Raw genomic sequence first — 24,377 nt, forward strand, 5'->3', positions numbered from 1 at the left:
CATGGCGAAGACGTTGTACGAAAAGTTGTTTGACGCTCACGTGGTTTATGAAGCGCAAAACGAAACCCCACTGCTCTATATAGACCGCCATCTGGTGCACGAAGTCACCTCGCCGCAGGCATTTGATGGCCTGCGCGCGCATCATCGTCCGGTGCGTCAGCCGGGTAAAACCTTTGCGACGATGGACCATAACGTCTCGACGCAGACCAAAGACATCAATGCCTCCGGTGAGATGGCCCGCATCCAGATGCAGGAGCTGATTAAGAACTGCAACGAGTTTGGCGTTGAGCTGTATGACCTGAACCACCCATACCAGGGCATTGTCCACGTGATGGGGCCGGAACAGGGTATCACCCTGCCGGGGATGACCATCGTCTGCGGCGACTCCCACACCGCCACCCATGGCGCGTTTGGCGCACTGGCGTTCGGTATCGGCACCTCTGAAGTGGAACATGTGCTGGCGACCCAGACCCTGAAGCAGGGCCGCGCCAGAACCATGAAGATTGAAGTCACCGGCCAGGCCGCGCCGGGCATCACCGCCAAAGACATTGTGCTGGCGATCATCGGTAAAACCGGTAGCGCAGGCGGTACCGGGCACGTAGTGGAATTCTGTGGCAGCGCTATTCAGGCATTGAGCATGGAAGGCCGCATGACCCTGTGCAACATGGCCATTGAGATGGGTGCGAAAGCCGGTCTGGTTGCTCCGGATGAAATCACCTTCGAGTATGTCAAAGGCCGTCTGCACGCGCCGAAAGGCCAGCATTACGACGACGCCGTCGCGTACTGGTCAACCCTCAAAACCGACGATGGCGCGCAGTTCGACACCGTTGTCACCCTGCAGGCTGAAGCCATTGCGCCGCAGGTGACCTGGGGTACTAACCCAGGCCAGGTGATTTCGGTCACCGACGCAATCCCCGATCCAGCGTCGTTTGCCGATCCGGTTGAGCGCGCCAGTGCCGAAAAAGCGTTGGCCTATATGGGGCTGAAACCGGGCGTGCCGTTGACCGAGGTGGCGATTGATAAAGTCTTTATCGGCTCCTGTACCAACTCGCGGATCGAAGATTTGCGCGCAGCGGCTGAGATCGCGAAAGGCCGTAAAGTCGCACCAGGCGTGCAGGCGCTGGTCGTTCCCGGCTCCGGTCCGGTGAAAGCCCAGGCAGAAGAGGAAGGTCTGGATAAGATTTTCATCGAAGCGGGCTTTGAATGGCGTCTGCCAGGCTGCTCCATGTGTCTGGCGATGAACAACGATCGCCTGAATCCGGGCGAGCGCTGCGCATCCACCAGCAACCGTAACTTTGAAGGTCGTCAGGGGCGCGGCGGACGCACGCATCTGGTCAGCCCGGCAATGGCCGCGGCAGCAGCAGTGACCGGGCATTTCGCCGATATTCGCAACCTGAAATAAGGAGACCATCATGGCAGAGAAATTTATCCAGCATACTGGCCTGGTTGTCCCCCTGGACGCGGCCAACGTCGATACCGACGCCATTATCCCGAAGCAGTTTTTGCAGAAAGTGACCCGCACCGGTTTTGGTGCGCACCTGTTTAACGACTGGCGTTTTCTGGATGAGAAAGGCGAGGTGCCGAACCCGGAGTTCGTGCTGAACTTCCCGGAGTTCAAAGGCGCGTCGATCCTGCTGGCCAGGGAAAACTTCGGCTGCGGCTCGTCACGCGAGCATGCGCCGTGGGCGCTGACCGATTACGGCTTCAAAGTGGTGATTGCACCGAGCTTCGCCGATATCTTTTACGGTAATAGTTTCAACAACCAGCTGCTGCCGGTGACGTTAAGCGACGAACAGGTCGACGAGCTGTTTGCCCTGGTGCAAAGCAGCCCAGGGATTAAATTTGAAGTGGATCTGGAAGCGCAGGAAGTGAAAGCCGGGGATAAAACCTATGGCTTTAGCCTCGATGCCTTCCGCCGCCACTGCATGATCAACGGCCTCGACAGCATCGGCCTGACCCTGCAGCATGAAGAGGCAATTGCCGCCTACGAGAATAAACAGCCAGCCTTTATGGCGTAATGAAATGGCCCGCGCCGCGGGCCATTCTAAAAAAGCCATCGTTCAGAAAATCACACATCCTTGATGCGGAAAGTCAGCGCCAGTGTCACCACTGAAATGGCCGCGATCGCCCAGTAGACCGCAGAGTGACCGTAGCTTTGTGCCAGCGCGCCCTGAATCATCCCTGCCAGAATCACCCCGGTTGAAATGCTATTGGTAAACAGCGTGGTGGCCGAACCGGCTCGACCCGGCATCAGATCCTGGAACCAGAGCATGCCAATGCCGGCGACAATCCCTATAAAAATGGCGTTAAACAGCTGCAGGGCGAGCAGCGCTTCGTGGCTGTGAAAAAGAATGAGCCCCACGTAAAACAGCACGCCCGCCGCCACCGCGATCAGCATCATCCGCCGTTTACCAAAGCGCTTCACGTAGTAACCCGCGAGGATCATCGCCGGAATTTCCAGCCCAGCCGCCGTTCCCATTAAGATCCCGGCCAACTTATCCGGCAGACCCAGATCGCTGCTGATCCACAGCGGCATGTCGATGATATACATGGTGTTGCAGGTCCACATCAGCGTGGAGGCGATAAACAGCATCCGTACGTTTTTGTTCTGCCAGCCGCTGACCTGGGTTAAAGGCGTCGCGGTCGCTGATTCCACCCGGGAGACGGTCGGAAGCGCAATGGCGATCAATCCCAGGCTGATGGCAAAAATCCCTGCCGCGATGGAGAACATGACCGTAAAGCCATAGTTGAGCGCCAGCATAAAGGCCAGCGGCGGGCCGATTACCCACGCCAGGGAGAGCTGGGCACGCATCACCGAGCTGAACATCACCACTTCACGTGCGGAGCTGTCGGCGTATTCACGCGCGAGGGCGAACAGCTGCGGCATGGCGGTATTGGCCAGTGACGCCAGAAACACGCCGCAGGTTAATAAGGTCAGATAATGACGGTTAAAGGCAAACAGCAGCGCATTGCCGATGGCCATGGCGCAGCAAAACAGGATCAGTTTGCGCCGATCGCCCTGACTGTCGGAGCGCTTCGCCAGCCACAGGCTGACCAGGATCCCGGCGATGGCGTTAACAGTATAAAACAGCCCCACCCAGAATGGCTGGGCCCCCACCTCGCGGCTCAGGAATAGACTTAAGGTAGGCGCCTGCAACGCACCGGCCACGCCCATCATAAATGCCACCATTAAAAAGGCGGCGTAGACACCGTTGAGGCGGCGCCCCATCGTCATTAACCAGAGCATGATCAGTTCCCTTCAGCGCAAGTGAAAACGAAAAAAGCCAGCAGATGATACCTGCTGGCGTGGTGATTCGCACCAATACTCAGTCACACATGATCGAAGCAATTCAGCGTTCCGAGGTCGACGTTGTCACCTCCCACTGCATCAGATCGTCCAGTATTTTCAGCTGCTGTTCTGCGCACAGGCGGGCCAGCCAGGACACTCCTTTTGTCGCTGAGAAGTACTTTCGGTAAAACTGACGTGCGGTAGACCTCTTCATCATCACCTCCTCACTTCATCGAAATGAATTATTGGCCTAATATAGGGATAAATAAATTGCTGATTTTTTGTCAGGAGTTCCCCTTTTATGCCGTCTGGTCGTCTGCAACAACAATTCATCCGCCTGTGGCAATGCTGTGATGGCCAAACCCGGGACACCACGCTCAGCGAACTCGCCGAGCTGCTCAGCTGTTCGCGGCGTCATATGCGCACCCTTCTCAACACTATGCAGCAGCAGGGCTGGCTGAGTTGGGAAGCTGAAGCCGGACGCGGGAAACGATCCCGCCTGACCTTTCTCTATACCGGGCTGGCGCTTCAGCAGCAGCGAGCGGAAGACCTGCTGGAGCAGGATCGCATCGAGCAGCTGGTACAGTTGGTGGGGGATAAAGCCGCCGTGCGCCAGATGCTGGTGTCGCACCTGGGCCGTAGCTTCCGTCAGGGAAAGCATATCCTGCGCGTGCTCTATTACCGTCCGATGAAAAATCTTTTACCGGGCAGCGCGTTACGCCGTTCCGAAACCCATATGGCGCGACAGATATTTAGCGGGCTGACGCGCATAAATGAGGAAAATGGGGAACTGGAAGCCGATATCGCCCATCACTGGCAGCAACTTTCTCCGTTGCACTGGCGCTTTTTCCTGCGCCCCGGCATTCATTTCCACCATGGTCGCGAGCTGGAGATGGCCGATGTGATTGCCTCGCTGCAGCGCGCCCGCAAGCTGCCTCTCTATTCGCACATTACGCAGATCCAGTCCCCCACCGCCTGGACGCTGGATATTCAGCTCTCGGAGCCTGACCGCTGGCTGCCGTGGCTGCTGGGGTATGTGCCGTCGATGATCCTGCCGCAGGAATGGGAAACGATGCACAACTTTGCCAGCCAGCCGATCGGCACCGGCCCTTATGCGGTCTCGCGTAACAATAACAATCAGCTCAAGATCCGCGCCTTCGATGATTACTTTGGCTACCGGGCGCTGATTGACGAAGTGAACGTCTGGGTTTTGCCGGATATTAACGAAGAGCTGAGCGTCGGTCTGACGCTGGAGGGACCCACCGAGGGCGAAAAAGCGGTGGAGAGCCGTCTTGAGGAGGGGTGTTACTACCTGCTGTTCGATGCCCGCTCCCCGCGCGGTGCCAGCACCGACGTGCGCCAGTGGATAAGCCGGATCCTCTCTCCTGCGAACCTGATCTATCAGGCCGAAGAGTTGTACCAGTCCTACTGGTTCCCGGCGTATGGCCTGCTTCCCCGCTGGCACCATGCCCGTCCGGGGCGTGGTGAAAAACCGGCCGGGCTGGAGAGCATTACCCTGACCTTCTATCGGGAGCATGTCGAACATCGGGTCATCGCCAGAATGATGAGTGAACTGCTGGCCGTCGAGCAGGTGACGCTCAACATTCAGGAAGTCAACTACGACGAATGGCATCGCGGCGATGTGGTAAGCGACATCTGGCTCAACAGCGTTAACTTCACCCTGCCGCTCGATTTTTCGCTGTTCTCACACCTGTATGAAGTGCCGCTGCTGCAGCACTGTATTCCCCGCGACTGGCAGCAGGACGCCGCCGCCTGGCGCGCGGGCGAGATGAATCTGGCGGTCTGGTGCCAGCAGCTGCTGGCGCAGCAGGCGATGGTCCCGCTGATCCACCACTGGCTGATGATCCAGGGGCAGCGCAGCATGCGTGGCCTGCGCATGAACACGCTGGGCTGGTTTGACTTTAAGTCGGCATGGTTTGCGCCGCCTGAACCATAATACTTTCGTAATATTCACCAAATCATTACAATGCTGTCGTTCTCATCGGGGTGCTGCGCGCGAGCGTGTGCTGAGAAAATACCCGTCGAACCTGATCCGGATAACGCCGGCGAAGGGATTTGAGGCTGTCGCTCAAAATCCTTTGCCACTCTCAATGTAAGAGGTGCAAAGTGTTCAAAACTGTTCTTTCCCTGCTGGCGCTGATCGCGCTGCCTGCCGTCGCCAGCCCTGTGCTGACGGTCTACACCTACGACTCTTTCGCCGCCGACTGGGGCCCGGGCCCGGCGGTCAAAAAAGCCTTTGAAGCCGACTGCGGCTGCGAACTGAAGTTCGTGGCGCTGGAAGATGGCGTCTCGCTGCTCAATCGCCTGCGCATGGAAGGTAAAAACAGCAAAGCCGACGTGGTGCTGGGTCTGGATAACAACCTGCTGGAAGCCGCCACCCAAACCGGGCTGTTCGCGAAAAGTGGCGTGGCGACCGATGCGGTAAACGTGCCCGGCGGCTGGAAAAATGACACCTTCGTGCCTTTCGATTACGGCTACTTCGCCTTCGTCTACGACAAAAACAAGCTGAAAAACCCGCCGAAAAGCCTGAAAGAGCTGGTCGAGAGTGACCAGAAATGGCGCGTGATCTACGAAGACCCACGCACCAGCACCCCGGGTCTTGGCCTGCTGCTGTGGATGCAGAAAGTGTACGGCGATAAAGCGCCGGAAGCCTGGCAGAAACTGGCCGCCAAAACGGTCACCGTTACCAAGGGCTGGAGTGAAGCCTACGGTCTGTTCCTGAAAGGGGAAAGCGACCTGGTGCTGAGCTACACCACCTCGCCTGCGTATCATATTATCGCCGAGAAGAAAGACAATTACGCCGCCGCTGATTTTGCTGAAGGCCACTACCTGCAGGTTGAAGTGGCTGCCCGCACCTATGCCAGCAAACAGCCGGAGCTGGCCGAGAAGTTCCTGAAATTCATGGTCTCACCGTCGTTCCAGAGCGCCATTCCAGAGGGCAACTGGATGTACCCGGTCACCAACGTCGCGTTACCTGCCGGTTTTGACACGCTGGTGAAACCCAAAACCACGCTGGAATTTACCCCGCACGACGTCGCCGGGAAACGTGCCGCCTGGGTCAGTGAATGGCAACGCGCCGTCAGCCGCTAATCGCCGGCTGGCTCCTTCCGGGGCTGACGGCTGCCACGCTGATGGTGACCGTCGCGCTGGGGGCGTTTCTGGCGCTGTGGCTTAACGCGCCCGCTACTGACGTAGCGGCACTGTGGCACGACAGCTATCTGTGGCACGTCATCCGCTTCTCGTTCTGGCAGGCATTTCTCTCCGCCCTGCTCTCTGTCGTACCTGCCATCTTCCTCGCCCGCGCCCTCTACCGACGTCGCTTCCCCGGCAGGCAGGCGCTGCTACGCCTGTGCGCGATGACGCTTATCCTGCCGGTACTGGTGGCGGTGTTTGGCATTCTTAGCGTCTATGGCCGTCAGGGCTGGCTTGCCTCCCTGTGTCAGGTGCTCGGGCTGGAGTGGACCTTCTCACCCTATGGCCTGCAGGGCATTTTGCTGGCACACGTCTTTTTCAATATGCCGATGGCCACGCGACTGCTGCTGCAGGCGCTGGAGAATATCCCCGGTGAGCAGCGCCAGCTGGCCGCCCAGCTCGGGATGCGCGGCTGGTCGTTTTTCCGGTTTGTCGAGTGGCCCTGGCTGCGCCGCCAGATCCCCCCGGTGGCTGCGCTGATTTTCATGCTCTGCTTCGCCAGCTTTGCCACGGTGCTCTCTCTGGGCGGTGGGCCACAGGCCACCACCATCGAGCTCGCCATCTATCAGGCCCTGAGCTATGACTACGATCCCGGTCGCGCGGCGCTACTGGCGATGGTGCAGATGTTCTGCTGCCTGGGGCTGGTGGTACTGAGCCAGCGGCTGGGTAAAGCCATTGCGGTGGGCAGCAGCCAACTGACCGGCTGGCGCGATCCGCAGGACTGCCTGCGCAGCCGCCTGACCGATGGCCTGCTGATCGCTCTGGCGCTGCTGCTGCTGCTCCCGCCGCTGCTGGCGGTGGTGGTCGACGGGCTGAACCTCAACCTGCTGTCTGTGCTGCAGCAGCCGGTGCTCTGGCAGGCGCTCGGCACCTCGCTGCGCATTGCGCTCGGGGCAGGTTTGCTCTGCGTGGTGCTGACCATGATGCTGCTGTGGACCAGCCGCGAACTGTATGCCCGACAGGCAATCGTGACCGGACAGATGCTGGATCTCAGCGGCATGTTGATTCTGGCGATGCCCGGCATCGTGCTGGCGAGCGGATTCTTCCTGCTGTTTAACAGCACCATCGGCCTGCCTGAATCGGCGGACGGGATTGTGATTTTCACCAATGCGCTGATGGCGATCCCCTATGCACTGAAAGTGCTGGAAAATCCGATGCGCGATCTCAGCGCCCGCTACACGCAGCTTTGTTCCTCGCTGGGGATGCACGGCTGGCAACGGCTCACAACGGTTGAGCTGCGCGCGTTGAAGCGCCCGCTGGCTCAGGCGCTGGCATTTGCCTGCGTGCTGTCGATCGGGGATTTCGGGGTGGTGGCGCTGTTTGGCAATGATGATTTCCGCACCCTGCCGTTCTGGCTGTATCAACAGATCGGCTCGTATCGCAGCCAGGATGGTGCCGTCACGGCGCTGCTGCTATTGCTGCTGTGCTTTGCGTTATTTACCGTTATCGAAAAACTTCCGGGACGTGATGTTAAAACTGACTGATGTAACCTGGCTTTACCAGCACCTGCCGATGCGTTTCACGCTCTCCGTTCGCCCGGGAGAATTAATCGCGGTGCTCGGCCCCAGCGGGGCGGGCAAAAGTACGCTCCTGAACCTGGTCGCCGGTTTTCTGCAACCGGCCAGCGGCAGCATCACCATTGAAGAGAAAGACCATACCCGGACGCCGCCTTCTCAGCGCCCGGTGTCGATGCTGTTTCAGGAAAACAACCTCTTTACCCACCTGACGGTGCGTCAGAATATCGGCCTTGGGATGCATCCGGGGCTGCGGCTGAACGCCGATCAGCAGCAAAAGCTGAACAGCATTGCGGCGCAAATGGGGATCAGCGACCTGCTGGAACGTCTGCCGGGCGAGCTTTCCGGGGGTCAGCGTCAGCGTGCCGCCCTGGCGCGCTGCCTGGTGCGTGAACAGCCCATTTTGCTGCTGGATGAGCCCTTTTCGGCGCTGGATCCCGCCTTACGCCAGGAGATGCTGCTGCTGGTAAAAGAGGTTTGTGAGCGTCAGCAGCTGACGATGCTGATGGTGTCACACAGCGTGGAAGATGCGGCGAGGATCGCCCCCCGCGCCGTGGTGGTGGCCGATGGGCGTATCGCCTGGGATGGCGATACCCAGGCACTGGTGCAAGGCAAGGTCAGCGCGTCGCGGCTGTTGGGGATCGCGTAAACCCGGTCAGCGGCTGACCACTTTTAGCAAGATCTCGCCGTACACCGGCATCAGCGGGTGGCGAATCAACGCCACCAGCGCCATCACCGCCACGCCCAGCATCACGGGTGCCACCCACAGCAGACGTCCACGCGGCAGGTAAGTGCTCAGACGATCGGCGCTCGCTTTACCGCTGCGCCACAGTCGCCAGCAGAGCCATGCCGCCAGCCACAGCAGCAGCGCGGTCGCCAGCAGCAGCCATTTAAAGCCTCCGCTCTGCATCCCGACAGGAATATCGATCGCCGCACCGGCCAGAATGCCCGGCAGGAAATAGACCGGCGGCCAGAACAGGCACCCAATCAGATTCGGCACAATAAACTTCGACACCGGCAGATCGAGCATCCCCGCCACCATCGGCACCAGCGGACGCGTCGGCCCCACAAAACGGCCCACCAGAATGGTAAACATGCTGTGCTGATGCAGGGCGTGCTCGGTTTTATCGAGCAGGGCTTTGTTCTTCTTCATGAACGACCAGCGGTGCAGCGGCTTTTTAAAGCGCCAGCCCAGCCAGAAAGAGATCCAGTCGCCCAGCAGACAGCCGACGATGCCCGCCAGCCACGCCTGCCAGAAGTTAACCTCGCCGCTGCCGATCAGCGCCCCAAGCCCGGCCATCATCACCGTGCCGGGTAAAATGAGCCCGACCAGCGCCAGAGATTCGAGAAAGGCCACTAACGCAATCGCGAAGAGCGAGTAAGTAACGGACTGGGTAATAAAATGTTCCAGCAATGCCTGCATAACTGTTCCGGTCAGGTAACAAAGCAGGGATTCTGCGAAGACATGCCTGCTGCGTCAAGACATCAATTGTCTGAATAGTTTACCGGGTGTACGCGGCTTTCAGCGAATTCGTTTAGTTTTATTTACCTTCTGTTCACTTTTTTACTCACAGCCCGCGCGGAATTCGCTGGGGCTGGCACCGGTGCATTTCTTAAACACGCGGGAAAAATAGAGTTGATCTTCAAAGCCTACGTTGCGCCCGACGCTGGCAATCGGCATCCGGGTGGTGCTCAGCAGCAGTTTGGCCTGGCTGATGCGCTGATCTTCGCGCCAGCTCAGCACGCTCACGCCCAGCTGCTGGCGGAACAGGTGCGACAGGCGCGACGGAGAGAGGCAAACGTGCTGGGCAACGCTGGCAATGTCGAACTGCCCGTCCGCCAGATGATCGCTGATGTACTGGCATGCCTCGCGCACCCGATGATCCAGCGGCGGGTTGAGCGACTCGTTGATCGCCTCCATGCGCCTGAGCAGCAGTTGCTCCAGCAGGTTGATCGCCAGCAGCTCGGCGTAGCGCCCACCCGCCTGCCCGGCCTCGATGATCTGGGCGAACAGCTCGCGAAACTGCGGCTGATGCACGTCATCCGGGCGATAAAATCCAGTGTGGGCAAACATCGACGGCCAGCTCAGCCACTCCTGCCAGTAGGCGCGCGGACGAAAGTAGACCCACTGGTGATACCACTCGCTGGCATCCGGATGGCGTCCGTAGTGGTGAATTTCTCCCGGCGGAAACAGCAGAATATCGCCTGGACGGCAGATATAGGTTTGATCGTTATTCTTAATCACCCCTTCGCCGCGCACGGTCATATTGAGGATATAGCCTTTCATCCCCAGCGGTCGATCAACGTAAAAATCGAGATACCCCTCAGACTCGATAGGGGTTAATCCCGCGACCAGATGCGCGTTAAACGAGTAGCCCGGCAGCAGGGGATCACTTTGCGTTTCAGCCATAATTTCAATACTCCTGACGGTCCTGAAGGAAACCATTTGTCCATATCAACAAAAGCGGCATAAAAACCGGGCCCTGAAAGGTCCAAACGCTATCAGCACGCTTTTATGTCCAGATTGATAACGCCTCCGTTGCGATTTAACCGTAACAGCGTGCAGGTCAGCGGTAACAAAAGTGTCTATAACCGCGGCAGAAATGTCCACATTGAATATTTGCACGGCGTCACACTTTCTCATGTCACAGCAAAATCATCCATAAGATTAGCGGATCCTGCCTGACGATTTTCTCCCTCACTCTCTAATGTTCATGCATACCTGTTTTTTGATGGAGCAACAGCATGGCAATTGCGATTGGCCTGGACTTTGGCAGTGACTCGGTACGTGCCCTGGCAGTGGAGTGCACAACGGGCCAGGAGATAGCGACGAGCGTTGAGTGGTACCCGCGCTGGCAAGAGGGGCGCTTCAGTGATGCGCCGAATAATCAGTTCCGCCACCACCCGCGGGACTATATCGAGTCGATGGAAGCGGCAATCAAAGCGGTGCTGGCCGACTTGAGCGACGCACAGCGCAGCGAGATCGTCGGGATTGGCGTGGACAGCACCGGTTCAACCCCGGCACCGATTGACGCCGACGGCCACGTGCTGGCGCTGCGCCCGGAGTTTGCTGATAACCCGAACGCCATGTTCGTGCTGTGGAAAGACCATACCGCAGTGGAAGAAGCCGAAGCCATCACCCGTTTGTGCCATCAGCCTGGCAAGAACGACTACTCCCGCTACATTGGCGGCATTTACTCCAGCGAGTGGTTCTGGGCCAAAATTCTGCACGTCACCCGTCAGGACGCACGCGTGGCGCAGGCCGCGGTGTCGTGGATTGAACTCTGCGACTGGGTACCCGCTCTGCTTTCTGGCACGACGCGCCCACAGGACATTCGCCGGGGTCGCTGCAGCGCCGGGCATAAATCCTTGTGGCATGAAAGCTGGGGCGGTCTGCCACCCGCCACCTTCTTTGACGAACTCGATCCTGTCATCAACCAGAACCTCGACTACCCGCTGTTTACCGATACCTGGACGGCCGATATCCCGGTGGGCACGCTCTGTGCAGAGTGGGCAGAGCGCCTTGGCCTGCCGCAGCAGGTGGCCATTTCCGGCGGCGCCTTTGACTGTCATATGGGCGCAGTGGGCGCGGGCGCCCAGCCCAACACGCTGGTGAAAGTGATCGGCACCTCAACTTGCGACATCCTCACCGCCGACAAAGCCAGCGTGGGCGACCGCGCAGTGAAAGGCATTTGCGGCCAGGTCGACGGCAGCGTGGTCCCTGACTTTATCGGTCTGGAAGCGGGCCAGTCCGCCTTCGGCGATATCTATGCCTGGTTTGGTCGGGTGCTGGGCTGGCCGCTGGATCAACTGGCGGCCACCCATCCGGAACTCAAACCTCAGATTGACGCCAGCAAGAAGCAGCTGCTGGTGCAATTAACCGACGCCTGGGCAAAAAACCCCTCTCTGGACCATCTACCGGTGGTACTCGACTGGTTTAACGGTCGCCGTACGCCGAATGCTAACCAGCGTCTGAAAGGGGTAATTACCGATCTGAATCTCGCCACCGACGCCCCGGCGCTATTTGGCGGGCTGGTGGCGGCGACCGCCTTTGGCGCGCGCGCGATTATGGAGTGCTTCACCGAACAGGGTATCGACGTCAACAACGTGATGGCGCTGGGCGGGATCGCCCGTAAGAACCCGGTGATCATGCAGGTCTGCTGCGATGTCCTGAACCGTCCGCTGCAGATTGTCGCCTCCGATCAATGCTGTGCTCTGGGCGCCGCCATCTTCGCTGCCGTAGCGGCAGGCGTGCATGCCGATATCCCGACCGCGCAACAGCATATGGCCAGCGAGGTGGAAAACACCCTGCAGCCGCGCGCGCAGCAGGCACAACGTTTTGAACAGCTTTATCAGCGCTATCAGCAGTGGTCGCAAAGCGCTGAACAGCACTATCTCCCTGTCGCCGCCCCGGTTAAGAACACCCCGGAATCCACGGCAACCCTGACACATTAAGGACACGATAATGACCATTTTTAATAATTATGAAGTGTGGTTTGTGATTGGTAGCCAGCATCTTTACGGGCCGGAAGCCCTGCGCCAGGTAACTCAGCACGCTGAACATGTTGTAAACGCCCTGAATGCAGAGGCCAAACTGCCCTGCAAGCTGGTCCTGAAACCGCTCGGCACCTCACCGGATGAGATCACCCATATCTGCCGTGATGCCAACTACGACGACAAATGCGCCGGTCTGGTGGTGTGGCTGCACACCTTCTCCCCGGCCAAAATGTGGATCAACGGCCTGACAATCCTCAACAAACCGCTGCTGCAGTTCCATACCCAGTTCAACGCGGCGCTGCCGTGGGACAGCATCGACATGGACTTTATGAACCTGAACCAGACCGCGCACGGCGGCCGCGAGTTTGGCTTCATTGGCGCGCGTATGCGTCAGCAGCACGCGGTCGTGACCGGTCACTGGCAGGATCAACAGGCCCACAAACGTATTGGTTCGTGGATGCGCCAGGCGGTATCAAAACAGGATACCCGCCAGCTGAAAGTGGCTCGCTTTGGCGACAACATGCGTGAAGTGGCGGTCACCGACGGGGATAAAGTCGCCGCGCAGATCAAGTTTGGTTTTTCGGTTAACACCTGGGCGGTAGGCGACCTGGTGCAGGTGGTCAACGAGGTCAGCGACGGCGATGTGAATGCACTGATCGATGACTACGAAAGTAGCTACCGCCTGACGGCTGCCGCACAAATCAACGGTGACAAGCGCCAGAACGTGCTGGATGCTGCCCGCATTGAGCTGGGCATGAAGCGCTTCCTCGAACAGGGCGGCTTCCATGCGTTCACCACCACCTTTGAAGATCTTCACGGCCTGAAGCAACTGCCAGGCCTGGCGGTACAACGTCTGATGCAGCAGGGCTATGGCTTTGCAGGCGAAGGCGACTGGAAAACCGCCGCCCTGCTACGCATCATGAAAGTGATGTCGACCGGTCTGCAGGGCGGCACCTCATTTATGGAGGATTACACCTACCACTTCGAGAACGGCAACGATCTGGTGCTGGGCTCGCACATGCTGGAAGTGTGTCCATCGATCGCTGTTGACGAAAAACCGATCCTCGACGTGCAGCACCTGGGCATTGGCGGCAAAGCCGATCCAGCCCGTCTGATCTTCAACACCCGTACCGGCCCGGCGATTAACGCCAGCCTGATCGATCTGGGCGATCGCTTCCGCCTGCTGGTCAACTGTGTTGATACGGTAGAAACCCCGCACGCCCTGCCAAACCTGCCGGTGGCTAACGCCCTGTGGAAAGCTCAGCCGGATCTGCCAACCGCCTCCGAAGCCTGGATCGTAGCCGGTGGCGCACACCATACCGTGTTCAGCCACGCGCTGGATCTCAGCGACATGCGTCAATTCGCTGAACTGCACGACATCGAGCTGGCGGTCATCGATAACGATACCCGTATGCCGGCCTTTAAAGACGCACTGCGCTGGAACGAAGTCTATTACGGTTCAAAACGTTAACAGGGGAACCTTTGGCCTGCCGCAGGGCGGGCCTTTTTTCCTGGAGGATGCATGCTAGAAGATCTTAAACGTCAGGTTCTGGAAGCCAATCTGGCCCTGCCGGAACATCATCTCGTTACCCTGACCTGGGGTAACGTCAGCGCGGTCGATCGTGAACGCGGTGTGTTTGTGATTAAACCGTCCGGCGTCGATTACCGGGCGATGACCGCCGACGATATGGTGGTGGTGAGCCTTGCGACCGGCGAAGTGGTGGAAGGAAAGAAAAAGCCCTCCTCTGATACGCCCACCCATCGGCTACTGTATCAATCCTTCCCGTCGATTGGCGGCATTGTGCATACCCACTCCCGTCACGCCACCATCTGGGCGCAGGCAGGACTTTCAATCCCGGCGACCGGCACTACCCATGCCGACTATTTCTACGGCCCCATACCCTGCACCCGCAAGATGACCGATGCCGAGATCAACGGGGAGTATGAGTGGGAAACTGGCAACGTGATTGTCGAAACCTTTGAGAATCAAGGGATTGATGCGTCGCAGATGCCTGGGGTACTGGTGCATTCTCACGGCCCGTTCGCGTGGGGCAAAAATGCCGAAGACGCGGTGCACAACGCCATCGTGCTGGAGGAAGTTGCTTATATGGGCATCTTCTGCCGTCAGCTGGCCCCGCAACTACCAGACATGCAGCAAACGCTGCTCGACAAACACTACCTGCGCAAGCACGGCGCGAAAGCCTATTACGGGCAGTAACAACACAGGGACACCTGTATAAAACCCCAGCAAAACTCCCTCAACCAGGCTATACTCACGCCTGGTTTTTCTTTATGAGAGAGCGGCGTGGCGCAGGCGCAAGAAGGTTTTTTATTGACCCGACACTGGCGGGATACGCCGCAGGGTACAGAGGTTGAATTCTGGCTGGCAACCGACAAGGGACCGCTTAACGTCACCCTGCCTGCGCAGGAATCCGTCGCGTTCATCCCTGAACCGCACGTCGAAAAAACCAAACAGCTGCTGCGCGATGAAAACGGCTGGCGGCTGACCCCGCTTGAACTGCACGACTTTCAGCGTCGTCCGGTGTACGGCCTCTACTGTCGCGCCCATCGCCAGCTGATGCGCTATGAAAGGCTGCTGCGTGAGGCGGGCGTGACCTTGTATGAAGCGGACATCCGTCCTCCGGAGCGCTTCCTGATGGAGCGCTTTATAACCGCGCCCGTCTGGGTCGATGGCACCCCACAGGGCGACGGGCTGATTAACGCCCGCCTCAAACCCCATCCGCACTATCGCCCGCCCCTCAAATGGGCGTCGATCGATATTGAAACCACCCGCCACGGCGAGCTGTACTGTATTGGCATCGAGGGCTGCGGCCAGCGGGTTGTCTATATGCTGGGTCCGGCCAATGGCGATGCCGCCGGGCTCGATTTCCAGCTTGAGTACGTTAACAGCCGTCCGCAACTGCTGGAAAAGCTCAACGCGTGGGTAGCGCAGCACGACCCGGACGTGCTCATCGGCTGGAATGTGGTGCAGTTCGACTTAAGGGTGCTGCAAAAGCACGCCGAGCGCTACCGCATTCCGCTGCTGCTCGGGCGCGGCAACAGCGAGCTGGAGTGGCGCGAGCACGGGTTTAAGAACGGCGTCTTCTTTGCCCAGGCTCGCGGGCGCCTTATCATCGACGGTATCGAAGCGTTAAAGTCTGCCTTCTGGAGCTTCTCGTCGTTCTCGCTGGAAACGGTATCGCAGGAGCTGCTTGGTGAGGGCAAGTCCATCGACAATCCCTGGGACCGGATGGACGAGATCGACCGCCGGTTTGCGCAGGATAAACCGGCTCTGGCGACCTATAACCTGAAAGACTGCGAGCTGGTGACGCGTATTTTCCACAAAACGGAGATCATGCCGTTCCTGCTGGAGCGTGCCACCGTCAACGGGCTGGCGGTTGACCGGCACGGTGGTTCGGTTGCGGCCTTCAGCCACCTCTATATCCCGCGCATGCACCGGGCGGGCTATGTCGCCCCTAACCTCGGCGATGTGCCGCCGCAGGCCAGCCCTGGCGGCTATGTGATGGACTCCCGGCCAGGTCTGTACGACTCGGTGCTGGTGCTGGACTATAAAAGCCTTTATCCGTCGATTATCCGTACCTTCCTGATCGATCCGGTGGGGCTGGTGGAAGGGCTGGCGCAGCCGGATGAACAGCACAGCACCGAAGGCTTTCTCGGGGCGCGTTTTTCCCGGGAAAAACACTGTTTGCCGGAGATCGTCAGCCAAATCTGGCACGGTCGCGATGACGCCAAACGCCACGGCAACAAACCCTTGTCCCAGGCTCTGAAGATCATCATGAACGCCTTTTATGGCGTACTCGGCACCAGCGCCTGCCGCTTCTTTGATCCTCGCCTGGCGTCGTCGATCACGATGCGCGGTCATGAAATTATGCGCCAGACTAAAGCGCTGATTGAGTCCCAGGGCTACGACGTGATTTACGGCGATACCGACTCGACCTTCGTCTGGCTCAAAGGGGCACACCGGGAAGAAGACGCCGCAGCTATCGGCCAGAAGCTGGTGGCATACGTTAACGACTGGTGGCTCACCCACCTGCAGCAGGCTGGCTTAACCAGCACCCTTGAGCTGGAATATGAGACCCACTTTTGTCGTTTTTTAATGCCGACCATTCGCGGCACCGATCAGGGCAGCAAGAAGCGCTATGCCGGTCTGATTCAGGAGGGAAGTAATCAGCGAATGGTCTTTAAAGGGCTGGAAACGGTACGTACCGACTGGACGCCGCTGGCCCAGCATTTCCAGCAGGCGCTGTATCTGAAAATCTTCCGTCAGGAGCCCTATCAGGACTACGTGCGTGAGACCATCGCCAGCCTGATGGCGGGCGAGCTGGATAACCAGCTGGTGTACCGCAAGCGCCTGCGTCGCCCGCTGACGGAGTACCAGCGTAACGTCCCGCCGCACGTTCGCGCTGCGCGGCTTGCCGACGAAGAGAATGTCCGTCGCGGCCGCGCGCCACAGTATCAAAATCGCGGCACCATCAAATATGTCTGGACCACCAGCGGCCCGGAGCCGGTGGATTATCAGCACTCGCCGCTTGACTACGATCACTACCTCACGCGCCAGCTGCAGCCCGTGGCAGAAGGAATTTTACCGTTTATGGACGACGATTTTGCTACACTGATGACGGGACAGTTGGGGCTATTTTGACAGGTGACGAAATCGCTGCCATCCAGTACCATAGCGCCCTTTCCATTCCCGGACCCATTATTCGATTGCCGTCATTTTGAACGGTAGTTGAACTATTGCCTGCAATTAAAGATTAGAGCCGAACAAATATGCCTTTTACACTTGGTCAACGCTGGATCAGCGATACAGAAAGCGAACTTGGATTAGGAACGGTAGTGGCGCTGGATGCGCGGATGGTCACTTTCCTTTTCTCCGCAACCGGTGAAAACCGTCTGTATTCTCGCAATGACTCCCCTGTCACCCGCGTGATGTTCAACCCGGGCGACACCGTTACCAGCCATGAAGGCTGGCAGCTGAAGATTGAAGACGTAAAAGAAGAGAACGGACTGCTGGCCTATATCGGCACGCGTCTCGATACCGACGAGACCGATGTGATGCTGCGCGAAGTACTGCTCGACAGCAAACTGGTATTCAGCAAGCCACAGGATCGCCTGTTTGCCGGTCAGATTGACCGTATGGATCGCTTCTCGCTGCGCTATCGCGCGCGTAAATTCCAGAGCGAACAGTACCGGATGCCGTGGAGCGGCCTGCGCGGTCAGCGCACCAGCCTGATCCCTCACCAGCTCAACATTGCCCATGATGTCGGCCGTCGCCATGCGCCGCGTGTCCTGCTGGCCGATGAAGTGGGTTTAGGTAAAACCATCGAAGCGGGCATGATTCTGCATCAGCAGCTGCTCGCGGGCGCGGCCGAACGTGTGCTGATCGTGGTGCCGGAAACCCTGCAGCACCAGTGGCTGGTGGAGATGCTGCGCCGCTTTAACCTGCGCTTCTCCCTGTTCGACGATGAGCGCTATGCCGAAGCCCAGCACGATGCCGATAACCCGTTCGAAACCGAACAGCTGGTAATCTGCTCCCTGGACTTTGTCCGCCGCAGCAAGCAGCGCCTCGAACACCTGTGTGATGCCGAATGGGACATCATGGTGGTCGATGAAGCGCACCATCTGGTGTGGAGCGAAGAGGCGCCAAGCCGTGAGTATATGGCGATTGAACAGCTGGCCGAGCGCGTGCCGGGGATCCTGCTGCTGACCGCAACGCCGGAGCAGCTGGGTCTGGAAAGCCATTTTGCGCGTCTGCGCCTGCTCGATCCGAGCCGCTTCCACGACTTCGCGCAGTTTGTTGAAGAGCAGAAAAATTATCGCCCGGTGGCCGATGCCGTTGCCCTGTTGCTGGCGGGCAAGCATCTGTCCAACGACGAGCTCAATACCCTGAGCGATCTGATTGGCGAACAGGATATCGAGCCCTTACTGCAGGCCGCCAACAGCGACCGTGACGGCGCTGAAGCCGCGCGTCAGGAGCTGGTCTCGATGCTGATGGACCGCCACGGCACCAGCCGCGTCCTGTTCCGTAACACCCGTAACGGGGTGAAAGGTTTCCCGAAACGCGAGCTGCACACCATCCGTCTGCCGCTGCCAACCCAGTACCAGACCGCGATCAAAGTCTCTGGCATCATGGGCGCACGCAAAACGGCGGAAGAGCGCGCCCGCGATATGCTCTATCCGGAACAGATTTACCAGGAATTTGAAGGCGACAGCGGCACCTGGTGGAACTTCGATCCGCGCGTTGAATGGCTGATGGGCTACCTGACCGCGAATCGCGCCCAGAAAGTGCTGGTCATTTGCGCCAAAGCCACCACAGCCCTACAGCTTGAGCAGGTTCTGCGCGAGCGGGAAGGCATTCGCGCCGCGGTGTTCCATGAAGGGATGTCGATCATTGAGCGCGACCGCGCAGCGGCCTGGTTCTCCGAAGAAGACAGCGGCGCACAGGTTCTGCTGTGTTCCGAAATCGGTTCCGAAGGGCGTAACTTCCAGTTCGCCAGCCGTCTGGTGATGTTCGACCTGCCGTTCAACCCGGATCTGCTGGAGCAGCGTATTGGTCGTCTGGACCGTATTGGCCAGGCGCACGATATCCAAATCCATGTGCCGTATCTGGAAAAAACGGCCCAGTCAGTGCTGGTGCGTTGGTTCCACGAAGGGCTGGATGCGTTTGAACATACCTGCCCGACCGGTCGCACCATTTACGACAACGTCCATAGCGAGCTGACAGCCTTCCTCGCATCGCCGGAAATCACCGACGGCTTTGACGATCTGATCAAAGTCTGTCGTGAACAGCACGACGCACTGAAAGTTCAGCTGGAACAGGGCCGGGATCGTCTGCTGGAGATCCACTCTAACGGCGGTGAAAAAGCGCAGGCCCTGGCCGAAAGCATCGAAGAGCAGGATGACGATACCAGCCTGATCAGCTTTGCCATGAACCTGTTCGATATCGTCGGTATTAACCAGGACGATCGTGGGGAGAACATGATTGTGCTCACCCCGTCCGATCATATGCTGGTGCCGGACTTCCCTGGCCTGCCGGAAGATGGCTGCACCATCACCTTTGAACGTGATGTGGCCCTGTCTCGCGAAGATGCCCAGTTCATTACCTGGGAACACCCGTTGATTCGTAACGGCCTGGATCTGATCCTCTCCGGCGATACCGGCAGCAGCACTATTTCGCTGTTGAAGAACAAAGCCTTGCCGGTGGGCACGCTACTGCTCGAGCTGATTTACGTTGTGGAAGCCCAGGCGCCGAAACAGCTGCAGCTTAACCGCTTCCTGCCCGCCACGCCGGTGCGTTTGCTGCTGGATAAGAACGGTACCAACCTCGCGGCGCAGGTTGAGTTTGAAAGCTTTAACCGTCAGCTCAGTGCGGTTAACCGTCATACCGGCAGTAAGCTGGTGAACGCCGTTCAGCAGGACGTTTATGCCATTCTGCAACAGGGTGAAACGCAGATTGAGAAAGCGGCTCGCGTATTAATTGATGCCGCACGCAGTGAAGCTGATGAAAAACTGTCAGCCGAGCTATCTCGTCTGGAAGCGCTGAGAGCGGTAAACCCGAACATCCGTGACGACGAGCTGGCGGCGATCGAAAGCAATCGTCAGCAGGTGCTCGAAAGCCTGGACGAGGCGGGCTGGCGTCTGGATGCGCTGCGCCTCATCGTTGTGACGCATCAGTAAGCGAGGCGCAAAATGGTAATGGAACCCTACAATCCCCCGCAGGATCCGTGGCTGATCATTCTGTATCAGGATGAACATATTATGGTGGTCAACAAGCCGAGCGGCTTGTTGTCCGTGCCCGGCAGGCTGGATGAGCACAAAGACAGCGTGATGACGCGTATTCAGCGCGATCATCCCCAGGCGGAGTCCGTCCACCGTCTGGACATGGCGACCAGCGGTGTGATTGTGGTGGCGTTGACCAAGGCGGCTGAGCGTGAACTTAAGCGCCAGTTTCGCGAGCGCGAGACGAAGAAACAGTACGTGGCACGGGTCTGGGGTCATCCCCAGCCAGCCGAAGGGCTGGTTGATCTGCCGCTGATCTGCGACTGGCCGAACCGCCCGAAGCAGATGGTGTGCTACGAGACCGGTAAAGCGGCGCAGACCGAGTATGAAGTGCTGGAGTACGCGCAGGACAATAGCGCGCGGGTGCGGTTAAAACCGATTACCGGCCGCTCGCACCAGCTGCGTGTGCATATGCTGGCGTTAGGGCATCCGATTCTGGGTGACCGCTTTTATGCCTCACCGGAGGCGCTGGCGATGGCCCCGCGCCTGCAGCTGCACGCTGAGATGCTGACCATTACCCATCCTGAATATGGCACGCCGATGACCTTCAAGGCCCCGGTGGATTTTTGACGAGTTGCCCGGCAGCACTTTGCCTGCCGGGCTTTCATCCTTACTTAAAGCCTTTCTGCTCTTTAATCAGTTCGTACGCTTTCTGAATTTCCTGCGCTTTCTGCTTCGCCATCTCCATCATTTCTGGCGGTAAACCTTTCGCCACCAGCTTATCCGGATGGTGTTCGCTCATCAGCTTGCGGTAGGCGCGCTTAATGGTCGTCGCATCGTCAGTGGGCTTAACGCCCAGCACGTTACAGGCATCTTCCAGCGTCGGTCCCCGCTGCGCCTGCTGCCAACCGCCGCCGCCCGCCTGCTGTTGCTGATAGCCACCACCAAAATGCGCCCCGCCCTGCATCATCCGCAGGAACTGATCGAACTGGTTGCGGGAGATACCCAGCTCCTCGGCTATGACGTACAGCACCTCACGTTCGTTAGGGTGTAACGAGCCGTCAGCGAACGCAGCCTGAATCTGAATTTCCAGAAACATCCGAATTAAGTCCGAACGACCGAAGCAGATGCCACGAAACTGACGCATTTTTTCGCGCAGGGGATAGTTATCCGCCTTGCCGATCCGAAAAGCGTGCTGTGCCGCCGCCCGGGAGTCCCCGTGCAGGCTCAAGCGATCCATAAACTGGCTGGCTATGTGGATGTCCGCCTCCGTCACCCGCCCTTTCGATTTGGTCAGATGGCCCATCACTTCAAAGGTGGTGGCAAAAAAAAGTGCCTGTCGTTCGCGTTGATTGGCAAACCACGCCATCTTACGACTTCGCGCTTTATCAAACATATGGCCGATAATCAGCCCCAGAACGATGCCCCAGAAACCCGCGCCCATCAGTAAAGCGAAGGCCACGCCGATAATTTTTCCCCAATACTGCATATACTCCCCAAATGGTGATGTATTTGATCCCGCACAACGCCATCATTCCGGTGGTCGAGCCACGGTCAATTGAAGGACATCGCCTATAATTTGCATTATCATACTCGTCATTCAATAGCGAGCCTATCCCCACTGCTCGCTTACGGGCAGGATTAACGCTGGCACTGCGATGATGAGTAAGATAGTCTCTGACCGTTTGCCAGCGATAAGCCACTGATGACGGAACAATAAATAAAACGTATGAAAAAACGTATCCCCACCCTCCTGGCCACGATGATAGCTGCAGCCTTGTACAGTCAACAAGGGCTGGCGGCCGATCTTGCCTCGCAATGTATGCTGGGCGTCCCCAGCTACGATCGCCCGCTGGTTCAGGGTGATACGAACACGCTGCCGGTCACCATTACCGCTGATAACGCGAAAGGTAACTACCCTGACGATGCGGTGTTTAGCGGCAATGTGGATATTAACCAGGGTAACAGCCGTCTGCTGGCCGATGAAGTTCAGCTGCATCAGAAGCAGCCAGAAGGCAAGGTTGAGCCGGTACGTACGGTGGATGCGCTCGGTAATGTGCACTATGACGATAATCAGGTCATTCTGAAAGGTCCGAAAGCCTGGTCGAATCTGAATACTAAAGATACCAATGTCTGGGAAGGCGATTACCAGATGGTCGGACGCCAGGGCCGCGGTAAAGCCGATCTGATGAAGCAGCGCGGCGAAAACCGCTATACCATTCTCGAGAACGGCACCTTTACCTCCTGTCTGCCAGGCTCTGATACCTGGAGCGTGGTCGGCAGCGAAGTGATCCACGACCGCGAAGAGCAGGTTGCTGAGATCTGGAACGCCCGCTTTAAGCTCGGCCCGGTGCCGGTCTTCTACAGCCCTTACCTGCAGCTGCCGGTGGGTGATAAACGTCGCTCGGGCTTTTTGATCCCGAATGCCCAGTACAGTACCAGCAATTATTTCGAATTCTACCTGCCGTACTACTGGAACATCGCGCCCAATATGGACGCCACGATCACGCCGCACTATATCCACAAACGCGGCAACATCATGTGGGAAAACGAGTTCCGCTATCTGACACAGGCCGGTTCAGGTCTGATGGAACTGGACTATTTGCCCTCGGATAAAGTCTATGAAGATGAGCATCCGACCGAGGGCGATCGCCACCGCTGGCTGTACTACTGGCAGCACGCCGGGGTGATGGATCAGGTGTGGCGTTTCAATATTGACTATACCAAGGTCAGCGATCCGAATTATTTCAACGATTTCTCGTCGAAATACGGCTCCAGCACCGACGGTTATGCCACGCAGAAATTTAGCGTAGGCTATGCGATAGAGAACTTTGACGCCACGGTGTCAACCAAACAGTTCCAGGTGTTCAGCACCCAAAATACCAGCACTTACGCCGCTGAACCGCAGCTGGACGTTAACTGGTACCAGAATAACGTTGGGCCATTTGATACCCGCGTCTACGCCCAGGCGGTGCATTTCGTCAACACTAACAGTGATATGCCAGAATCTACCCGCCTGCACCTCGAGCCGACGATCAACCTGCCTGTGTCAAACAACTGGGCCAGCCTCGACACCGAAGTGAAGCTGATGGCGACGCACTATCAGCAGGACAATCTGGAGAAGTACAACGCCAGTAACGGCACTAATCTGGAAGACTCCGTTAACCGTACGCTGCCGCAGTTTAAAATGGACGGCAAGCTGATCTTCGAACGCGACATGAGCTGGAGCGAAGGCTATACCCAGACGCTGGAGCCGCGCGCCCAGTATCTGTATGTGCCGTATCGCGATCAGAGCAATATCCAGAACTACGACTCTGCGTTCCTGCAATCGGACTACAGCGGCCTGTTCCGCGACCGTACTTACGGCGGTCTGGACCGTATCGCGTCGGCTAACCAGGTCACGACCGGGGTCACAACTCGCGTTTATGATGACGCGGCAATTGAACGTTTTAATGCTTCTGTTGGTCAAATCTACTATTTCACCGAAGCCCGTACCGGTGATGACAATATCCAATGGGAGCAGGACGACAAAAAAGGGGCACTGGTCTGGGCCGGAGATACTTACTGGCGCATGACCGATCGTTGGGGCCTGCGCGGCGGCGTGCAGTACGATACGCGTCTGAACAACGTTGCCACCGGCAGTGGTACCCTCGAGTATCGTCGTGATGAAGACCGCCTGCTGCAGCTGAGCTACCGCTACGCCAGCCCGGAATACATCCAGGCGACATTGCCTAACTATGCGTCTGCCGAGCAGTATAAAGAGGGCATTTCGCAGGTTGGCGGTACCGCAAGCTGGCCGATTGCTGACCGCTGGTCCGTTGTGGGTGCCTATTACTTCGACACCAATACCAGCAAACCGGCGGATCAAATGGTGGGCCTGCAGTATAGCTCATGCTGTTACGCTATCCGCGTTGGCTACGAACGTAAGCTGAACGGTTGGGATAACACCCGAGCGCAAAGCGAATACGATAAAGTTATCGGCTTTAACATTGAGCTGCGTGGCCTGAGCTCTAACTACGGTCTGGGTACACAGCAGATGCTGCGGTCGAATATTCTGCCGTACCAAAATTCGTTGTGATGTTTTGAATTGAAACGTAATCCGCAATTGCGGTAATTGATATGGA

Annotated in this window: 18 protein-coding genes and 1 riboswitch; of the genes, 13 read left to right on the forward strand and 5 right to left on the reverse strand. The window is 58.1% G+C overall.

What is annotated here, in order from left to right; genetic code table 11:
* Position 1 precedes the first annotated feature (1 nt).
* On the forward strand, positions 2–1,402 hold the full coding sequence (leuC, locus tag M8014_RS10765; protein ID WP_271282462.1) for a 3-isopropylmalate dehydratase large subunit: 1,401 nt from the start codon (positions 2–4) through the stop codon (positions 1,400–1,402).
* A gap of 10 nt (positions 1,403–1,412) precedes the next feature.
* Positions 1,413–2,018 (forward strand): 3-isopropylmalate dehydratase small subunit, encoded by a 606-nt coding sequence (gene leuD, locus M8014_RS10770; protein ID WP_271282463.1) that lies wholly within the window; start codon positions 1,413–1,415, stop codon positions 2,016–2,018.
* 50 nt (positions 2,019–2,068) lie between these two features.
* On the opposite strand, the gene M8014_RS10775 is transcribed toward leuD, so the two are convergent.
* Both M8014_RS10775 and sgrT read right to left on the reverse strand, forming a co-directional pair.
* Positions 2,069–3,247 (reverse strand): sugar efflux transporter, encoded by a 1,179-nt coding sequence (locus M8014_RS10775; protein WP_271282464.1) that lies wholly within the window; start codon positions 3,245–3,247, stop codon positions 2,069–2,071.
* Positions 3,248–3,350: 103 nt separating this feature from the next.
* Entirely contained in the window at positions 3,351–3,503 is a 153-nt protein-coding gene (gene sgrT / locus M8014_RS10780) for a glucose uptake inhibitor SgrT (protein WP_271266681.1), read from the reverse strand.
* A gap of 87 nt (positions 3,504–3,590) precedes the next feature.
* Between sgrT and sgrR the strand changes: the two genes are divergently transcribed.
* From sgrR to thiQ, 4 genes are all read left to right on the forward strand, one after another.
* Complete coding sequence (sgrR, locus tag M8014_RS10785) at positions 3,591–5,246, forward strand: HTH-type transcriptional regulator SgrR (protein ID WP_271282465.1); 1,656 nt, start codon at positions 3,591–3,593, stop codon at positions 5,244–5,246.
* 36 nt (positions 5,247–5,282) lie between these two features.
* Positions 5,283–5,382: riboswitch (TPP riboswitch) on the forward strand.
* A gap of 34 nt (positions 5,383–5,416) precedes the next feature.
* A complete protein-coding gene (gene thiB, locus M8014_RS10790) occupies positions 5,417–6,400 on the forward strand; it encodes a thiamine ABC transporter substrate binding subunit (RefSeq protein WP_271282466.1) in 984 nt (327 codons plus the stop codon).
* Positions 6,376–7,986: a thiamine/thiamine pyrophosphate ABC transporter permease ThiP gene (thiP, locus tag M8014_RS10795; protein WP_271282467.1), complete on the forward strand. Its 1,611-nt coding sequence runs from the start codon at positions 6,376–6,378 to the stop codon at positions 7,984–7,986. The genes thiB and thiP overlap by 25 nt, the downstream gene beginning before the upstream one ends.
* Positions 7,970–8,665, forward strand: coding sequence for a thiamine ABC transporter ATP-binding protein ThiQ (gene thiQ / locus M8014_RS10800; protein ID WP_271282468.1), 696 nt, complete (start codon positions 7,970–7,972; stop codon positions 8,663–8,665). Before thiP ends, thiQ begins: the two co-directional genes overlap by 17 nt.
* 6 nt (positions 8,666–8,671) lie before the next feature.
* On the opposite strand, the gene M8014_RS10805 is transcribed toward thiQ, so the two are convergent.
* Together M8014_RS10805 and araC are read right to left on the reverse strand one after the other, a co-directional pair.
* Positions 8,672–9,439, reverse strand: a complete 768-nt coding sequence (locus M8014_RS10805; protein WP_271282469.1) for a DedA family protein — start codon at positions 9,437–9,439, stop codon at positions 8,672–8,674.
* Positions 9,440–9,580: 141 nt separating this feature from the next.
* On the reverse strand, positions 9,581–10,426 hold the full coding sequence (gene araC, locus M8014_RS10810; RefSeq protein ID WP_271282470.1) for an arabinose operon transcriptional regulator AraC: 846 nt from the start codon (positions 10,424–10,426) through the stop codon (positions 9,581–9,583).
* A 335-nt stretch (positions 10,427–10,761) separates the two neighbouring features.
* Between araC and araB the strand changes: the two genes are divergently transcribed.
* The 6 genes from araB (at position 10,762) to rluA (ending at position 20,883) form a co-directional block, all read left to right on the forward strand.
* Complete coding sequence (gene araB, locus M8014_RS10815; protein ID WP_271282471.1) at positions 10,762–12,471, forward strand: ribulokinase; 1,710 nt, start codon at positions 10,762–10,764, stop codon at positions 12,469–12,471.
* A gap of 10 nt (positions 12,472–12,481) precedes the next feature.
* Complete coding sequence (araA, locus tag M8014_RS10820; protein ID WP_271282472.1) at positions 12,482–13,984, forward strand: L-arabinose isomerase; 1,503 nt, start codon at positions 12,482–12,484, stop codon at positions 13,982–13,984.
* Between the two features lie 51 nt (positions 13,985–14,035).
* Positions 14,036–14,731 (forward strand): L-ribulose-5-phosphate 4-epimerase, encoded by a 696-nt coding sequence (gene araD / locus M8014_RS10825; RefSeq protein ID WP_271282473.1) that lies wholly within the window; start codon positions 14,036–14,038, stop codon positions 14,729–14,731.
* A gap of 87 nt (positions 14,732–14,818) precedes the next feature.
* Positions 14,819–17,176, forward strand: a complete 2,358-nt coding sequence (gene polB / locus M8014_RS10830) for a DNA polymerase II (RefSeq protein WP_271282474.1) — start codon at positions 14,819–14,821, stop codon at positions 17,174–17,176.
* Between the two features lie 128 nt (positions 17,177–17,304).
* Entirely contained in the window at positions 17,305–20,211 is a 2,907-nt protein-coding gene (rapA, locus tag M8014_RS10835) for an RNA polymerase-associated protein RapA (protein ID WP_271282475.1), read from the forward strand.
* 12 nt (positions 20,212–20,223) lie between these two features.
* On the forward strand, positions 20,224–20,883 hold the full coding sequence (rluA, locus tag M8014_RS10840; RefSeq protein ID WP_271282476.1) for a bifunctional tRNA pseudouridine(32) synthase/23S rRNA pseudouridine(746) synthase RluA: 660 nt from the start codon (positions 20,224–20,226) through the stop codon (positions 20,881–20,883).
* Between the two features lie 40 nt (positions 20,884–20,923).
* Here rluA and djlA read toward each other — a convergent pair whose 3' ends face one another.
* Positions 20,924–21,742, reverse strand: a complete 819-nt coding sequence (djlA, locus tag M8014_RS10845) for a co-chaperone DjlA (protein WP_271282477.1) — start codon at positions 21,740–21,742, stop codon at positions 20,924–20,926.
* A gap of 240 nt (positions 21,743–21,982) precedes the next feature.
* Between djlA and lptD the strand changes: the two genes are divergently transcribed.
* A complete protein-coding gene (gene lptD / locus M8014_RS10850; protein ID WP_271282478.1) occupies positions 21,983–24,331 on the forward strand; it encodes an LPS assembly protein LptD in 2,349 nt (782 codons plus the stop codon).
* Positions 24,332–24,377 lie beyond the last annotated feature (46 nt).

This window comes from Silvania hatchlandensis (assembly GCF_025564065.1).
Classification (GTDB): Bacteria; Pseudomonadota; Gammaproteobacteria; order Enterobacterales; family Enterobacteriaceae; genus Enterobacter; species Enterobacter hatchlandensis.

Excerpts from the sequence above, each read along its gene's own strand:
- leuC (WP_271282462.1), top strand. The coding sequence starts at position 2 with ATGGCGAAGACGTTGTACGAAAAGTTGTTTGACGCTCACGTGGTTTAT.
- leuD (WP_271282463.1), top strand. The coding sequence starts at position 1,413 with ATGGCAGAGAAATTTATCCAGCATACTGGCCTGGTTGTCCCCCTGGAC.
- M8014_RS10775 (WP_271282464.1), bottom strand. The coding sequence starts at position 3,247 with ATGCTCTGGTTAATGACGATGGGGCGCCGCCTCAACGGTGTCTACGCC.
- sgrT (WP_271266681.1), bottom strand. The coding sequence starts at position 3,503 with ATGAAGAGGTCTACCGCACGTCAGTTTTACCGAAAGTACTTCTCAGCG.
- sgrR (WP_271282465.1), top strand. The coding sequence starts at position 3,591 with ATGCCGTCTGGTCGTCTGCAACAACAATTCATCCGCCTGTGGCAATGC.
- thiP (WP_271282467.1), top strand. The coding sequence starts at position 6,376 with ATGGCAACGCGCCGTCAGCCGCTAATCGCCGGCTGGCTCCTTCCGGGG.
- thiQ (WP_271282468.1), top strand. The coding sequence starts at position 7,970 with ATGTTAAAACTGACTGATGTAACCTGGCTTTACCAGCACCTGCCGATG.
- M8014_RS10805 (WP_271282469.1), bottom strand. The coding sequence starts at position 9,439 with ATGCAGGCATTGCTGGAACATTTTATTACCCAGTCCGTTACTTACTCG.
- araC (WP_271282470.1), bottom strand. The coding sequence starts at position 10,426 with ATGGCTGAAACGCAAAGTGATCCCCTGCTGCCGGGCTACTCGTTTAAC.
- araB (WP_271282471.1), top strand. The coding sequence starts at position 10,762 with ATGGCAATTGCGATTGGCCTGGACTTTGGCAGTGACTCGGTACGTGCC.
- araA (WP_271282472.1), top strand. The coding sequence starts at position 12,482 with ATGACCATTTTTAATAATTATGAAGTGTGGTTTGTGATTGGTAGCCAG.
- araD (WP_271282473.1), top strand. The coding sequence starts at position 14,036 with ATGCTAGAAGATCTTAAACGTCAGGTTCTGGAAGCCAATCTGGCCCTG.
- rapA (WP_271282475.1), top strand. The coding sequence starts at position 17,305 with ATGCCTTTTACACTTGGTCAACGCTGGATCAGCGATACAGAAAGCGAA.
- rluA (WP_271282476.1), top strand. The coding sequence starts at position 20,224 with ATGGTAATGGAACCCTACAATCCCCCGCAGGATCCGTGGCTGATCATT.
- djlA (WP_271282477.1), bottom strand. The coding sequence starts at position 21,742 with ATGCAGTATTGGGGAAAAATTATCGGCGTGGCCTTCGCTTTACTGATG.
- lptD (WP_271282478.1), top strand. The coding sequence starts at position 21,983 with ATGAAAAAACGTATCCCCACCCTCCTGGCCACGATGATAGCTGCAGCC.